This window comes from Tsukamurella sp. II2bb (genome assembly GCF_057815145.1).
In genome coordinates, this window is the sequence record NZ_JBYPZI010000001.1 from 281,898 (window position 1) to 295,705 (window position 13,808).

The following is a 13,808-nucleotide window of genomic DNA, read 5'->3' on the forward strand; positions in this document are numbered from 1 at the left end:
CATCGCACCATAGCTAGGAAGCAGTCTCTGTGAAAACCAACTATATCCGTGTCGGAATGGCAGGAGCCGTCACCGCCGCTGTTCTGGTCTGTGGACAGGCGGGACCGGCTCAGTCGGATACTTACTTTCGGCTCAAGGACAAGCACGTCACGCAGAAAGTCGGCCCAGGTTCGATCGTGGTCTCGGTGACGCGTCAGGCGGCGAAATTGTCTCCGGGGATGGTGGCGTTGCCAACGACTCGGAACGCCTGGGTTTCCGGGCATATCGACGTTCAGATCAATGGTGAGACCGAAGGTGGCGCAATCGAAGCCGGCTTTATTGTAGGTTGCCAGGTCTATATCGGAGCCGAGCCATTGACAGTGTCTGCAGGAGCGAATGGGCCGGTGCTGTCTACGGATGCGGGCCAAACGCTCGCGCCGAGCGCCACCGCTACGGCTGGTTCATCACTGGTACTCGGCGCCGGCATGATTGGCTATCAGCCTCTGACGTTCGACCGGGCGACATTTCCTAAGCCGGGTGATGAAGTCAAGCCTAGCTGGGCCGAACCCAAGACCTACTATGAGTTCGCGGGTAACCACGGTTCCTTGACATTCGACGAGCAGACTATTGGCGTGGACCAATGCGGTGGGTACGCGCAAGCGAAGTTGTATGTTAACGCTGTTGCGCAGATCGGAAATAGCGAGGCGACGATCGTCGTCTGGGGTGACAGATTCTCTCTGGGCTGATGACAGGCGAATGCACCCGGACCATCCCAGGGACTGCACACGTCCGGAGGTGCGGGACGTAAGGGACTGTGCACCAAGACACTTATTAGCAAGTCTAAGGAGAGGGACGATCGAGATATGCCTGGCCGACTAGATTCGAGCGACGGAGCCGTCGTAAGCCGACCCTCGCGAACGCTGAGCCTCATCGCTCTCGGCGTTGCAATGGTCACTTTGTCAAATGCGATAGTCTTCGTCTTCGCGCCACTACTCCCGGTGATCCAGGTTGAGTACCATGTGGCGTCTGTAGCGCAGGCCACTTCGCTCTTCACCGCCCTTACTCTTACGGGTGGGGCCAGCTTTATCGTGCTTCCCCGAGCGGCGGATGTGTACGGGGATAGGGTAGCGGTGATCGCTTGTCTTTTGCTCGGAGCGTTCGGCGCGCTTCTTCCCGCGCTTGTCCCGACCTACATCGCGCTGCTGGTCGGCTGCTTAATCATGGGGCTCAGCGGTGCAACTCAGCTACTGCCGTTGGGTTTCCTGCGGAGAAATCTTGGCGAGAGTGGGCTAAACACAGGCGTCGCGGTGCTCGTGATCACGACCGGCGTCGGCATCGTCGCCGGTATGATCGGTGGCGGACTTGTCGTCGAATATCTATCCGTTCGCTCGTTCCTTTTCTTATTGGCCGGAATTGGATTCGTGATCGCAATCGCTGCCTACTTCGTGCTTCCGGGACAAATCGAAAATGGCGCGGGTAGTGGAATCGGCGCTCTCAGCGCGATATGGATGGTAGGTTGGGTGGCAGCGATTCTCCTCGCTCTGAGCCAGGGATCGATATGGGGGATCGCCGCACTGATTCCGCTGGCAATAGGTATCGTCGCGGGAATTGGTTGGGTGCTCGCCGAGCGGAAATCGAACAACGCTGTATTCGACCTTAAACTAATGAAGAAGCCGCCAGTTATCGGGGCGTGCATCTGCATGCTCGCGTTTTCCGCTGTGAACTCTTGTTTCCTCCTGCTGTTTAGCAACTACACACAGGTGCCTGCTGAGGCGCTCGCTCCAGAGAATTCGTACGGATTTGGGCTGTCGGCACTGGATGCTGGTATCCTGATGCTTCCGTTCGCGGTAACGTTCTTCCTCGGCGGGGAAGTGGTCAAACGACCATTGGAGAAGGGCCGATTCCTACTCGTATTCCTGCTGGGCTCTGCGGCATGCGTAGTGGGGTTCGCATGGCTTGCCATTCTGCACGCAGAGCGTTGGCATTACTTGGTCGGCGCTGCCATCGTCGGTCTGGGGTGCAGTTTTGGTTACGCAGCAGCGTTTACCGTCGTCCAAGTGCACGCGCCGGGTAGTCAGGCAGGCATGGCGTCAGGAATCGCGGGAACGTTCATGGCGGTTGGGTTTGCTGCCGGAAGCGCACTGGTCACGATGATACTGAGTGCCTCCGTCGTGCCTATCCTCGAGACTGACATCACAGTGCCTGACAAGGAGTTGTACGGATTCGGATACTGGATTGCTGTTGGACTATCCGCGGCTATCGCAGCAGTCGCGTTCATGTCGAATCGTCAACCGCAACGGACGATCCAGGAAGAGGGGCCTCAGAATTTCTAACCTCAACACGGGACGGACATAGCGGACTGCCTGCGGCGGACGCAACCTCGTCATTATCTGTAGAGCGACACTTCAGCAATCCCGAAAGGAAATCCCCATGACCACGACAGAGAAGCCACAGCTCGCTCGCATCGGCGCTGATACACCGATTGACGACGCGGTGTCGATCATCATGCGCGACGGTGGAGTAATCGTCGAAGATCTATTCGATAAGTCAGTTGTCGACGAGATCGACTCCGATCTAGCCCCTTACTTCGACGAGGTGAGCACCGGTCGTGACGACTTCTCGGGTAACGCGACGAAGCGGGTGGGCGGACTCTTTGCCAAGACGCGTCACATGGTTACCGTGGCCATGAACCCGCTCTACCGCGGCGTAGCGGAAACGATTCTCAACAAGCCTGCTCATGTATTCGCTGGCGAGCAGAGTTACGACGTGCCCGTCGATAAGCATATCGGGGCTACGATGGGGATCAAGATCGGTCCAGGGCAGGGTGCGCAAGCGCTTCACCGGGATGATAGCACCTGGTTGTGGCGTCATCCGGAGTACGGTCGTGAAGCGCGGGTACAGATCATGGTCGCGATCACGGACTTCACTGCTGAGAATGGCGGCACGCTCGTAATCCCTGGGTCGCATAAGTGGGATGATTACCGGGCCCCAACCCTCGACGAAACGGTGCCGACCGAAATGAAGGCGGGTTCGGCGTTGATCTGGATCGGTTCAACGTACCACGGCGGCGGTCAGAATGTAACTGAAGATTCGTACCGAGTGGGCTTGACCATGGGATACGACGTAAACTCCCTGCGCCAGGAGGAGAATCCGTTCATTACGTACTCCGTAGACGAGATTCGGCAACTGCCCGTTGAAATTCAGCGTGACCTGGGCTGGTCGGCGACTATTGTAGGTTGGGTAATGATTGATGGTCAAATGACCGACCCTATGAAACTGTTGGCTGACGAGAGCTTCAAGACAATCGACCAGGGGTTGGACGGCAGAAAGCTCTGAGGAGCCGAGGTTTCGTGTCCCGAGGCGAGAGGGTGCGTCCGCTCTGTCGTGATGCGACTCGATGTCGAGAAGTTCCGTGAGTAAATTGGCGCACGTTGAAAGGGCGAGTTATGAGTCAAGTTCCCGAGGCTGACGAACAGATCGATATTGCAATAATCGGTGCCGGTATCTCCGGTGTCGGCGCAGCCTGGTATTTTGCGCGCAGGTTTCCTGGCAAACGGGTACTGATCTTTGAGGGCCGCGACGATATTGGAGGCACCTGGGACCTCTTCAGGTACCCTGGTATTCGCTCCGACTCGACGCTGTATACATTCGGATACGAGTTCAGGCCGTGGACCGACAGCGCGTCGATCGCGGACGGCTCTCTGATTGTCGACTATCTTCGAGACACGTTGGTCGAGAACGACCTCGAGAAGCTTGTGCGGCTGTCCCACTCTGTTCGCCGAATTTCATGGTCGAGCGATGAATCTCTTTGGCGCCTTGAGATCGATACCCCTCAGGGCGTGAAGCGAGTAGCCGCGAACTGGATCTTCGCTGGTACTGGGTACTATCGTTACGACGAGGGTTACGCTCCCCACCTTCCGGGGCAGGAGGATTTTAAAGGCGATCTTATTCATCCGCAGCATTGGCCACGTGACTACGATTACTCCGGCAAGAAGGTTGTTGTCATCGGAAGTGGCGCTACCGCGATCACCCTGATTCCTTCGATGGCGGTCGGGGCCGGCGCCGCTAAGCACGTGACGATGTTGCAGCGTACGCCGACCTACATCATGAGTTCCCCGAAGAGTGATCCGATCTCACTGCTGCTGATGAAGCTGTTTGGACCTGACCGCGGATACCGGATGGCTAGGTGGAAGAACATCTGGGAAACGCAGTTGACCGTCAAGGCCTTCCGGCGATTCCCCGGGTTGAGCCGCTCTCTTATTCGCCGTGCCACTAAGAAGAATCTTCCCGAGGGCTTTGATATCGATACGCACTTCAGCCCCCCGTACGATCCGTGGGACCAGCGCTTGTGCGTGTGTCCTGACGGAGACTTCTTTAAAGTTCTCAGTTCAGGAGCGGCATCTGTAGTCACTGACCGCATTTCTCGGATTACCGAGATGGGGATCGAGCTGGAGACGGGCCCACACCTTGACGCTGATATCATCATCACCGCAACGGGACTCAATGTCCGCGTATTGGGTGGTATCGAAATTATCGTCGACGGCGAGCGGTTGGATATCGCAGATCTTACGTTCTATCGAGGAACATTGTTGTCTGGCGTGCCGAATCTGGCGAACGCGCTAGGCTACACGACATCATCCTGGACACTGAAGATTGGTATTCTTTGCAGGTATGTATGTGATCTCATGGCTTACATGGACGAGCGTGGATTCACGTCGGTCAGGGTTGATGCCGATCCGAGGATGCCGAGGAGTCCCGGAATGGATCTAAAATCGGGATACGCATTGCGCGCGGCGGAATCGAACCCTAAACAGGGCACGGGGCGGTGGAAGATGTCTAACTCTTTCACCGAAGACATGAAGGCCCTGAAGGGTCCTCTCGTAGACGAGTTTTTACACTTCTCATGAGCTGAAGATAGGATTGTTATGCGTTTGGGTTCTAGGTCTCGTGCGGGTGCACTGTTGTGTAGTGCGGTGCTGATTCTCGGGATGCATGGTATGGGTGCGGGCATGGCCATAGCCGATTCTCCGGGCCAGATTACTCTGACACTCGTTCGGCACGGTGAGTCGGCGGGGAACGCATCTGGGCTGATCGACACCTCTGTTCCTGGTCCAACGCTGACTGCGCTGGGCTACTCGCAGGCGAGACAGGTAGCGGATCGATTCGCGTCCAAAGATTTTGATGGCATTTACGCCTCGGACATGCTTCGCGCGCGTCTTACCGCTGAGCCGACAGGTGTTCGACATGGGCTTGCCGTCCGGATTCTCCCGGGTGTAAGGGAGATTCCGGGCGGGATATACGAGGGGACCCCGGAGCACGACACAAAATTCGCAGATGTCCCGTACTACAAATGGCTCACCGGTGATCTTGATGCTCGGATACCCGGTTCGGAGAATGGCCGGGAATTTGATCAACGTGTAGACGCGGCCATTCGCTCGATTGAGGAAGAGGGCAAGAGTCGGCCCATCGTGTTCGCGCATTCTATGACGATCATGTTCTGGGTGGGTATTAACGCGCGGGGAGTAACTCAGAAGGATATTGACACCGAATGGCTAAGTAACGGCGGATATGTCGTGTTGAAGGGTAGCGTCCGCGACGGCTGGAAGGTTTTGCAATGGAAGCCGCGCTTGTAGGGAATGCTTGACTGAAGATACTTGTGCGACGAAGTGGGAGCGTGTTGTGGCGGAGACCTTTGCTTGCGATTTCGTAACGCTAGACTCTGGTCAGAGAATGTGCTATCGCGTAGATGGTAACCCCAGCGATCCACGCATTTTTCTGATAGCTGGTCTGGGTGAGGACATGACAACCTGGTCCCCTGCGTTTGTGTCATCTCTGACATCAAAGGGGTTTTCGGTTATTCGTGTAGATAACCGTGACTCGGGTCGCTCGTCGTTCATGTCGACGCCCGCACCGAATCTGCTACGACGATTGGCTGCGCGCCCTCGGGGGGACGCGTACGGACTTGTCGACATGGCACGTGACGCCGCCGGGGTGTTGGATGTTCTCGGTGTCGGTCCAGTGCACATTGTTGGGCGTTCGATGGGAGGGATGATCGCGCAGACTGTCGCTGCGCGTTACGCGAGGCTTACAGCGTCGTTGACCTCGGTCTACTCTACGACGGGCAATAGGCGTGTTGGCCAGGCGGCGTTCTCAACGATTGCGATGATGTCCACGCGTCCGCCTCGGACTCGAACTGAAGCGGTACGTGGTCATCTACGGATGGTTGAGCACTTAGCTGGTACCGGCTATCCCATCGACGAGATTGAGGAGGCAGAGCACGCGGTGTTGTCTTGGCGTCATTCGCAGGGTGATCGGGCCGCTGGGGTCGCTAGGCAGGTTCAGGCGATTCAGCTCTCGGGCGATCGTACGAGCGAAGTTTCCCGTATCGCGGTTCCGACGCTGGTGATAAACGGTGATCGGGACCTGATCGTCGCGCCCTCGGGCGGAGCCGCAACAGCGGAAGCCATTCCGGGATCGCGGCACGTAGTTATTCCGGGGATGGGTCATCATCTTCCGAGGTCGATCGCTCCGAGAATCGCGGATCTGGTTGTCGGACATATTTCGTTAGCCTGAACTCGAAGGTGGCGGGAAGGCCTGACAGCGCACCGCCTGGTGGTGGAGTTCGGATCAGCGTCGCGCAGTGATCAACGAGTCGTGGTGAACGTTAGCTGATGGCGCCGGCCCTTCGGTGTCAACGATGTCGCGGCTCATCAGCCGTCGTTTACCGGTCGATCAGCCGGTCAGGACTGTCAACGTTGCAGCGAATTCGCACGCCCCGTTTCCGCAGTTCAGAGAGGTTTCTTGGTTCGGAACACCGGAACGGGAACCCTCTCGATGGCCCAGGATGCACCCGATCTATCGTGGCTGCGCGAGGTCGGGTAGGACCGTGGCTCTCCAATCGCGGGGGTTGCAGTTGGGCATTGCCGGCGCATGTTCAGATCGGGAGCGCGATCGTGGTGTGCAGCCCTCCGGGAAGGTCCGCCACGGCCCGCGCCGCGTGGACGAGGCGGGCGGCGGTGCCCGGGTAGGGGTCGGCGGGGCGCTTGGTGTCGAGACGGATCACACTGCCGTCCGCGCCCGTGGCGGTGACCGTGAGGCTGGTCGTGAACTGGCCGTAGCCGGCGGGAAGCCCGGTCCAGGAGACTCGGACGCGCTCGCCGCCCGAGTCGGACACGGTCGCGCTCCGATCGAAGCCGATGCACGCACCGCGGGGAACGTCGATGCCTGCGACCTCGAAAGGCTCCGACGCCGTGATCGGCCCTCCCGATGCCGTGGCTTCGGTCGATTCGAGTCCGAGGACCTCCGCGATCATGGTCGCAGACTGGCGGAGCATGCCGCTGATCGCGTCGGGCTGCGAATCCGGGGAACGGCCGATGCCCAATTCTTCGGTGAGGACCTGCGATCCCCAGGACGTGATGTCCGCGCGCGAGATCCCCTCGACAGAGACGGGACCGGGCAGGGCGCTGGTGAGCAGCGCCGGCAGTACGTCGAGCCAGAACCCGGGCAGCATCCCGGTGCCGACGATCCGTGCTCCGGTGCGGCGGGCCCGGTCGTCCAGCTCGTCGAACAGGTGAGCAGGCATGACCACACGCGGGTGAACGAAGTTGGCGTGGACGAGATCGACTCCGCGGGTGGCGCACGCGTCGATCGCGCGGTCGAGGACGTCACCGGAAAGACCGCAGTACACCAGGACGTCGAACGTGTCCGATCCGATCGCGGCCTCGAGGTCGCTCGTGGTGCGCACCCCGGTTGGCGATCCGCCCACGAGCGTTCCGATGTCCTGTCCGGCCTCGGCGTCGAGGTACACGACGGCGGCGGTCAGCCGGTGGCGGCTCGCGCGGACCTCGTCGAGTACTCGCGCGGCTGCACGGCCCGTGCCGTAGAGCCCGATCCGTCTTGAGTTCACCGATGGGGTTTCCTTGTCAGTGCGCGGGTTTGGCATTGTGATCCTCACTGTCCTTGTTGCGGAATTCCCGGCTCGCGACCTCTTCGAGCGACCGGCTCGCGGTCTTCGGCCCTAGCGCGGCCACGACGATCGCGGCCACCAGGTAAGCCCCGGCGGCGAAGAGCATGACCCCGGCGCGGTCGAATCCGAACGTGCCCTTCGGGGCCGGGTAGTACAGAGCGGTGAATAGCACGCCCGTCACCATGGCTCCTGCCCGTCCGATGCCGAATACGACCCCCGAGGCGATGCCGCGGGCCTCCGTGGGCACGACCTCGGGTATGTAGGCGTAGTACGCCGAGAACACCACGCCCGTGAGGACGGTCGCGATCGCCGCCGCGACGTTGTAGGCGGGGATGCCGCCGAAGCCCATGACCGCGATCGCCGCGGCGGAGGCGATCGAGGCGACGAGGATCAGAGTCTTGCGTTCGAGCACGCTGATCAGGACGAACGTGAGAACGGGGGTGATCACGTAGATCGACGACCAGATCAGATACGCGCGATAGGAACTGGTCAGTGCGGCGCCCTCGGCACTCCCCGCGTGCAGGTGCATCGCGTAGAGCACGTCGACCATGAAATTCTGGTACAAGTACAGCCCCAGTGTGGCACCGAACCAGCCGAACCCCACGACCGCGACCACCCTGATCAGTGCGGGGTTGGTGAGCAGGGCGCGGACCCCGGGCCGGTCACCGTCGCTCTCGGCGACAGGCTGGACGGGAGCGAGTTCGTGGCCCCGTTGCAGTGCCTCGCTCTCAAGTCGGTCAACGAGGCGCTCGGCATCATCGACCCGGCCGTTCGCCACCAGCCAGCGTGGTGATTCAGGCAGCACGACGCGGACGAACGGGATCACGAGTAGCCCGACTGCGCCCACGAGGGGAAGGATCCGCCACGCGCCCGGCGGGTTGGCAGGGAGGATGAATGCCGCGAGTGCTGCGAGGACGGGCGCGGTCACGGTGAAGGAGATCGTCGAGACCGCCACGAACCGGCCGCGTTTCGCCGAGGGGAAGAGTTCGGCGATGTACATCACCAGCGCCGAGGTCACCGCCTGGACGCCGATGCCGGTGACGAATCGCGATATCAGTAGCGTGTCGTAGTGCGGGAATGCGGCCGTCGCCAGTGAGGCGCACGAGTACAGCACCGTGCCCCAGATCAAGACGGGGCGCCTGCCGAATCGGTCGGCCAGTCGGCCGCCCACGATTGCGCCCGCGATCATGCCGGCGTAGAAGATCGAGATCACGTTCCCGACGCCCTCGGGCGCGACGCCGGTCCGGGGATCGCGCGGGAGTTCGGTGGCCAGCGGGATGTTCAGGCCGTTGTCGTAGTACTCGATCATCATGTTGATCGCCAGCAGGACGATCCACACGAGGTGCGATCGGAGAACGGGGAGGCGGTCCATCCGGGCCAGGATTTCGCGACCGCGTGCGACGTCGGAGTGGTGGGGGACGAGGATTTCGGACATGGGTCACTCGCTTGGGAAATCGCGACCGGGGTCGCGTGGGGAGGTGGAGCCTGCGCGGCTCAGGCGGGGTCGGCGAACGCGACGACGCGGATCTCGACGAGGAGTTCCGGCCGCGCGAGCTCGGTGACGCCGACACCTGTCCAACACGGATACGGCTCAGCGAGAAACTCGTCTTTGACCTTCGCGAAGGTCGCGGAGTCCCGGGAGAGGTGCGTATGGAACGTGGAGAGTTCGATGATGTTGGCGAGCGACGAGCCGGCCGCTTCGAGCGCCGTTCGCACCCCCTCGAAGGCGTGGCGGGCCTGGGCTTCGATGCCTTCGGCGGGTAACCCGGTGGTGGGGTCGATCCCGACCTGGCCGGAAATCCATACGAGGTCCCCATACCGGGTGGCCGTGGCGAAATGGAGTGTGTCGTAGTATTTCCGGGCTCGGTCGTCGGGATTGAAGAATTCGCGGGCCCGGTGCGCGGTCGGGATGCTCTGGGCCGCGCTCATGCGATCTGCTGGAAGATCGGAGAGCGGAAAAGGTCACCCTCGTTGAGCTTGGCCATCTCGTCGGCGAAGAGGAAGCCGTTGCGGGCGTACCGGGGGTTCGTCTTCGGCAGCTCACGGAACCTCGACTCGTCTCCGAAGAACCGGAGCACCAGGGTGTGGCGGTTCGGAGTCTGAGCGTCGACCTGTGCGCCGCCGTGGATCGAGCGGGGATGGAGGAAGACGACGTCGCCGGGGTTCACCTCGAAGGAAACCAGGTCCCAAGCGTTGGGGTCGGCAGCGAGGTCCCTGTCGATGTGTGGAAGACGGGGCAGCACGCCGTCGTTGTGGAGCGGCTCCGTCGGATCGTCGGGGTTGGCGAACGTCGAACCGTCGTACTCGATCCCGGCCCAGCTTCCGCGGACGACCTCGAGTGAATTGGCCTTCGGGATGTGCTGGAACGAGATCCACGCATTGCCCCAGTGCGGGCCCGCCCACGGGAGGTTGGCGGTGTCCTGGTGGAACGGGCCGCGGCCGCTGTTGCCGCCCTCCTTGACGAAGACCTCCTCGGCGAAGTACCAGACGTGCTCGGATCCCCAGAGCTGCTGGAAGATTCCGGCGAACGGAAGCGTCTGGACCAGCGCGTCGAGCTTTGCCTTCGAGTGCGGGTTCGCGTTGTCGATGTGCGTCGCGAGCGACGTCCCCTCGAGCGCCCGGAAGTGGTACGGGCCGGGGTTCGCGACGTTCCACGTGAACGTCTCGTAGCACGCCGCGAGCTGTGCTTCGTCGAGGCAGTTCCGGACGACGGTGATCCCGTCCTCGCGGAACTGGCGGATCTGCTCGTCGGTGACTGACATGGCTGCTCCTTCTGTGTGTTTCACGGTGTGACGCGAGCCACAGTAGCGCGATCCGAGGATTTACACAACAGTTGTTATGAAAAAAGTGAAACGGCCCTGACCTTTGCGTTCACGCCGCGACAGCCGGTGGGCACGTCGAAGCACGCCGCGCGCGGCGAGCGCGCGACGTTGATGGGGAGGGGTGTCAGACCGCGGCGGGCCGCAGCAGGGTTTCGACCGCGTCGAGTAGTTCGTCGATCCGGGCGGGGGTGAACCGGTCCGGTTCGACCGGGGCGAGCATCGCCCATCCGTCGCCCATCCCGGTGACGTTCTCGGCGAGGATGTCCGCGCGGATGTCCGCCCGGATGGTGCCGTGGCGTTGGCCCTCGAGGATGGTGTCGGCGAGCTTCGCGCGGAACCGCGTGTACCGCCGCTGGAAGATCTCCGCGAGGGCGGGCTCCTGCCGTGCGGAGGACACCAGCTGGCTCATGACTGGCCACTGCTCGTGGTCGCCTACCGTCATGGCGAGCCAGCGCTCGAGCAGCGACCGGACGCCTGCGCGTTCCTCGTCTGGATGCACCAGGCTCTCGTAGGTGTCGAAACGCTGCTCGGCGAGCGCGGCGATCAGTTCGGACTTGTTCTTGAAGTAGTACGTGACAGCACCCGTGGTGCAGCCCGCGGCCTCGGCGACCTTCCGCAGCGAACACGCCCCGTAGCCGTCGGCGGCGATGATCGACGTCGCGGCGCGCAGCAGCTCTGCGCGCCGCTCGGTGTGATCTCCCGGAGGGCGCCCGCGCTGCGCACCGGAACCGCGGCCGCGAGCCGGGTTCGAGTCTTCGACCATCGCAGAGAGCCTATAGGGCCGGGCGTCCGGCACCCAGATCGGACACCGTGGACGTCGTGTGTGGGAGTCGAACCGATCGAACCCGCGCAGCGCTACAGTGCGACGATGGAGTCGTCCTGGCCACGCCCGAACATGCGCACCGCCGCGCTGATCCGCGAGGTCGCCGAGCATATGCTCGCGGCGGTCGACGCGGCCGCTGAAGAGGTGAGCGCCTCAGCGCACCAGTCCGCGGACTACCGTGCCCTCCTCGAAGATCCGCAGCTCGTCGAGGCCGACCGGCGGATGAACCGGACCAATATGCTGCACTGGTTGTCCGCGAACATTCAGGATCCGGGCATGAGGGTTCCGCCGAGCACGGATCCGGAGATCCTGCAGTTCGCCCGGGACGTGGTGCGCCGTGGGCTGGATCTGCACGACCTGGGTTCCTGGCGCGGTGCTCAGCACGGGGCGTGGTCGATGTGGGTCGACGGCTGCTTCGCCGCCACCAGTGACCTCGACGAGCTGAGAGATCTGATGAAGGTGTCGGAGCGGTCGACGGCGACGTTCATCGATGATTCGATCGCGGCGCTCGACGAGTTCGTGGAGCAGGAGCGGGCCGTTCTCGCCAAGGGGGCGAACGCCGAACGCCACGCCACAGTCCAGCTGCTCCTCGAGGGCGCGCCGATCGGTCGCGCGAGGGCGGAATCGCGCCTCGGCTACGCGCTGACGGGGGATCACGTGGCCGCGATCATCTGGAGCGATTCGGCAGACGAGGCTGCGGTCCTCGACACAGCGGCGGAGGCGGTGATGCGGATGTGCGGGGCCGGGCGCCGGCTCACGCTCAACGCGAGTACCACGGCCCTGTGGGTGTGGGTCCCAGCGCATGTGATCCCCCCGGCCGAGGTCGCCGAACAGATCGTCGCCGAAACACCGGGAATCCACCTCGCGTTCGGCCGCCCGGGGAAGGACCTCGAAGGATTCCGCCGCAGCCACCTCGACGCGGCTTCCGCCCAACGGATGCTGGCCCGGCTCGGCTCCAACCGGACCGTCGTGCGCTACGAGGACGTCGCCCTGGTCTCTGTGCTCACCGCCGACATGGCGCAGGCCGACCAGTTCGTCGCCGACACGCTGGGCGATCTGGCCACCGCCGATCCCGCACTCCGCGAGACGGTGCTCACCTACGTCCAGGAGCGGTTCAACGGCTCTGCCGCCGCCGAGCGCCTGTTCACGCACAGGAACACCGTCGAGCGGAGGCTGGCGCGGGCGGACCAGCTCCTGCCCGTGCCGCTCGCGGAGAACGCCGCGAGCGTCGTCGCCGCGCTCATGCTCGTGCAGCTGCGCGACTGACGACACCCGCGGCGTCCTCGACCCGGGCCTTCGGCCTCGGTGTCACCCCAGGGCGACGAGCTTCGCCTGGGCGGCGAAGCCGAGATCGCCGAGGCCGGCGTCGACGGCGGCGTTGAGGTTCTCGACGGCGGCCATGAACACGCGGGCCCGGATCCCGGCTTCCGCCATGATGGCGGCGGCACCGTCGAGGCCCTGCGCGTACGTCGCGATCGTGGCCTGGTCCGTCGCGAAGTCGTTGCCGTCGATCGCGGCGGCGGCCCTGGCGGTCTCCGCCTGGATGGATGCGAACACAGCCGGCGCCAGGTCGTCGAGGAGCGACCGATCGACGCCCTGCCCGAGCATGTAGGTCGCCGCCTCGACGTACGCGCTGACAGCGGGCACAAGGAACATGCCGATGAGTCCTGTGTTCAGGACACTCGCCGTCCTGTCCTCCGTCGACACCCACACCGACATCGGCGTCAGGGCCATGAGCGTCTCGCCGTGTGCGGCCCAGGCGGGTTCGGATCCGGAGTAGAGGATCGCCGCCGCCTCGGTGCCGATGTCGGCGGGGTAGCTGAGGATCGAGCCGTCCAGGTAGTCGGCGCCGCGTCCGCGGGCCCACTCTCCGAACGACTCGACCTCAACGGGAGTGCCACTGCCCACGTTGACGAGCGTGACGCCGGTCCAGTTGGGCACGTCCCGCAGGACGGCGAGCGCGTCGTCGTAGGTGGACAGGCAGACCAGCACGAGCGGCGCGGCGCCGACCGCGTCGGCGACCTCCCGCACGGGTGTGATCGCCTCGCTCGCCAGCGCCTCGGCCTTAGCGTGCGTCCGGTTCCACACGGCGACGCTGTGGCCGGCACCGGCAAGTGCGCGTGCGAGTGCGGCGCCCATCAGCCCGCAGCCGAGCACCGTGACGTCATGGGTGGTGTTCTTCTCCATCGGTGCTTCTCCTTCTCGTTCGAGTCCGGTC

13 protein-coding genes are annotated in these 13,808 nt (G+C 62.9%); 7 read left to right on the forward strand and 6 right to left on the reverse strand.

Features of this window, described 5'->3' with window-relative positions; translation table 11 throughout:
* Positions 1-29 precede the first annotated feature (29 nt).
* From AC21LY_RS01455 to AC21LY_RS01480, 6 genes are all read left to right on the forward strand, one after another.
* Positions 30-725, forward strand: coding sequence for an MspA family porin (locus AC21LY_RS01455; protein ID WP_489044363.1), 696 nt, complete (start codon positions 30-32; stop codon positions 723-725).
* 201 nt (positions 726-926) lie between these two features.
* Positions 927-2,312, forward strand: a complete 1,386-nt coding sequence (locus tag AC21LY_RS01460; RefSeq protein ID WP_489044364.1) for an MFS transporter — start codon at positions 927-929, stop codon at positions 2,310-2,312.
* A gap of 97 nt (positions 2,313-2,409) precedes the next feature.
* Positions 2,410-3,315, forward strand: a complete 906-nt coding sequence (locus AC21LY_RS01465; RefSeq protein WP_489044365.1) for a phytanoyl-CoA dioxygenase family protein — start codon at positions 2,410-2,412, stop codon at positions 3,313-3,315.
* 110 nt (positions 3,316-3,425) lie between these two features.
* On the forward strand, positions 3,426-4,886 hold the full coding sequence (locus tag AC21LY_RS01470) for a flavin-containing monooxygenase (RefSeq protein WP_489044366.1): 1,461 nt from the start codon (positions 3,426-3,428) through the stop codon (positions 4,884-4,886).
* Positions 4,887-4,988: 102 nt separating this feature from the next.
* A complete protein-coding gene (locus AC21LY_RS01475; RefSeq protein WP_489044367.1) occupies positions 4,989-5,612 on the forward strand; it encodes a histidine phosphatase family protein in 624 nt (207 codons plus the stop codon).
* A 97-nt stretch (positions 5,613-5,709) separates the two neighbouring features.
* Positions 5,710-6,552: an alpha/beta fold hydrolase gene (locus AC21LY_RS01480; protein WP_489045401.1), complete on the forward strand. Its 843-nt coding sequence runs from the start codon at positions 5,710-5,712 to the stop codon at positions 6,550-6,552.
* 361 nt (positions 6,553-6,913) lie between these two features.
* On the opposite strand, the gene AC21LY_RS01485 is transcribed toward AC21LY_RS01480, so the two are convergent.
* The 5 genes from AC21LY_RS01485 to AC21LY_RS01505 form a co-directional block, all read right to left on the reverse strand.
* On the reverse strand, positions 6,914-7,885 hold the full coding sequence (locus tag AC21LY_RS01485; RefSeq protein WP_489044368.1) for a hypothetical protein: 972 nt from the start codon (positions 7,883-7,885) through the stop codon (positions 6,914-6,916).
* Positions 7,886-7,901: 16 nt separating this feature from the next.
* Positions 7,902-9,380, reverse strand: a complete 1,479-nt coding sequence (locus AC21LY_RS01490; protein ID WP_489044369.1) for an MFS transporter — start codon at positions 9,378-9,380, stop codon at positions 7,902-7,904.
* A 59-nt stretch (positions 9,381-9,439) separates the two neighbouring features.
* Positions 9,440-9,874, reverse strand: a complete 435-nt coding sequence (locus AC21LY_RS01495) for a RidA family protein (RefSeq protein WP_489044370.1) — start codon at positions 9,872-9,874, stop codon at positions 9,440-9,442.
* The gene (locus tag AC21LY_RS01500) at positions 9,871-10,707 is read right to left on the reverse strand and encodes a phytanoyl-CoA dioxygenase family protein (protein WP_489044371.1); all 837 of its coding nucleotides are present in this window, start codon (positions 10,705-10,707) and stop codon (positions 9,871-9,873) included. The genes AC21LY_RS01495 and AC21LY_RS01500 overlap by 4 nt, the downstream gene beginning before the upstream one ends.
* 184 nt (positions 10,708-10,891) lie before the next feature.
* Positions 10,892-11,530 carry a TetR/AcrR family transcriptional regulator gene (locus AC21LY_RS01505; protein ID WP_489044372.1) on the reverse strand — a complete coding sequence of 213 codons (639 nt, stop codon included), beginning with the start codon at positions 11,528-11,530 and terminating at the stop codon, positions 10,892-10,894.
* A 105-nt stretch (positions 11,531-11,635) separates the two neighbouring features.
* On the opposite strand from AC21LY_RS01505, the gene AC21LY_RS01510 reads away from it, so the two are divergent.
* Positions 11,636-12,856 (forward strand): PucR family transcriptional regulator, encoded by a 1,221-nt coding sequence (locus AC21LY_RS01510; RefSeq protein ID WP_489044373.1) that lies wholly within the window; start codon positions 11,636-11,638, stop codon positions 12,854-12,856.
* Between the two features lie 42 nt (positions 12,857-12,898).
* On the opposite strand, the gene AC21LY_RS01515 is transcribed toward AC21LY_RS01510, so the two are convergent.
* The gene (locus AC21LY_RS01515; RefSeq protein WP_489044374.1) at positions 12,899-13,777 is read right to left on the reverse strand and encodes an NAD(P)-binding domain-containing protein; all 879 of its coding nucleotides are present in this window, start codon (positions 13,775-13,777) and stop codon (positions 12,899-12,901) included.
* Between the last annotated feature and the right edge of the window lie 31 nt (positions 13,778-13,808).

Excerpts from the sequence above, each read along its gene's own strand:
- AC21LY_RS01480 (WP_489045401.1), top strand. The coding sequence starts at position 5,710 with ATGTGCTATCGCGTAGATGGTAACCCCAGCGATCCACGCATTTTTCTG.
- AC21LY_RS01495 (WP_489044370.1), bottom strand. The coding sequence starts at position 9,874 with ATGAGCGCGGCCCAGAGCATCCCGACCGCGCACCGGGCCCGCGAATTC.
- AC21LY_RS01470 (WP_489044366.1), top strand. The coding sequence starts at position 3,426 with ATGAGTCAAGTTCCCGAGGCTGACGAACAGATCGATATTGCAATAATC.
- AC21LY_RS01475 (WP_489044367.1), top strand. The coding sequence starts at position 4,989 with ATGGCCATAGCCGATTCTCCGGGCCAGATTACTCTGACACTCGTTCGG.
- AC21LY_RS01460 (WP_489044364.1), top strand. The coding sequence starts at position 927 with ATGGTCACTTTGTCAAATGCGATAGTCTTCGTCTTCGCGCCACTACTC.
- AC21LY_RS01515 (WP_489044374.1), bottom strand. The coding sequence starts at position 13,777 with ATGGAGAAGAACACCACCCATGACGTCACGGTGCTCGGCTGCGGGCTG.
- AC21LY_RS01510 (WP_489044373.1), top strand. The coding sequence starts at position 11,636 with ATGGAGTCGTCCTGGCCACGCCCGAACATGCGCACCGCCGCGCTGATC.
- AC21LY_RS01465 (WP_489044365.1), top strand. The coding sequence starts at position 2,410 with ATGACCACGACAGAGAAGCCACAGCTCGCTCGCATCGGCGCTGATACA.
- AC21LY_RS01500 (WP_489044371.1), bottom strand. The coding sequence starts at position 10,707 with ATGTCAGTCACCGACGAGCAGATCCGCCAGTTCCGCGAGGACGGGATC.
- AC21LY_RS01505 (WP_489044372.1), bottom strand. The coding sequence starts at position 11,530 with ATGGTCGAAGACTCGAACCCGGCTCGCGGCCGCGGTTCCGGTGCGCAG.
- AC21LY_RS01490 (WP_489044369.1), bottom strand. The coding sequence starts at position 9,380 with ATGTCCGAAATCCTCGTCCCCCACCACTCCGACGTCGCACGCGGTCGC.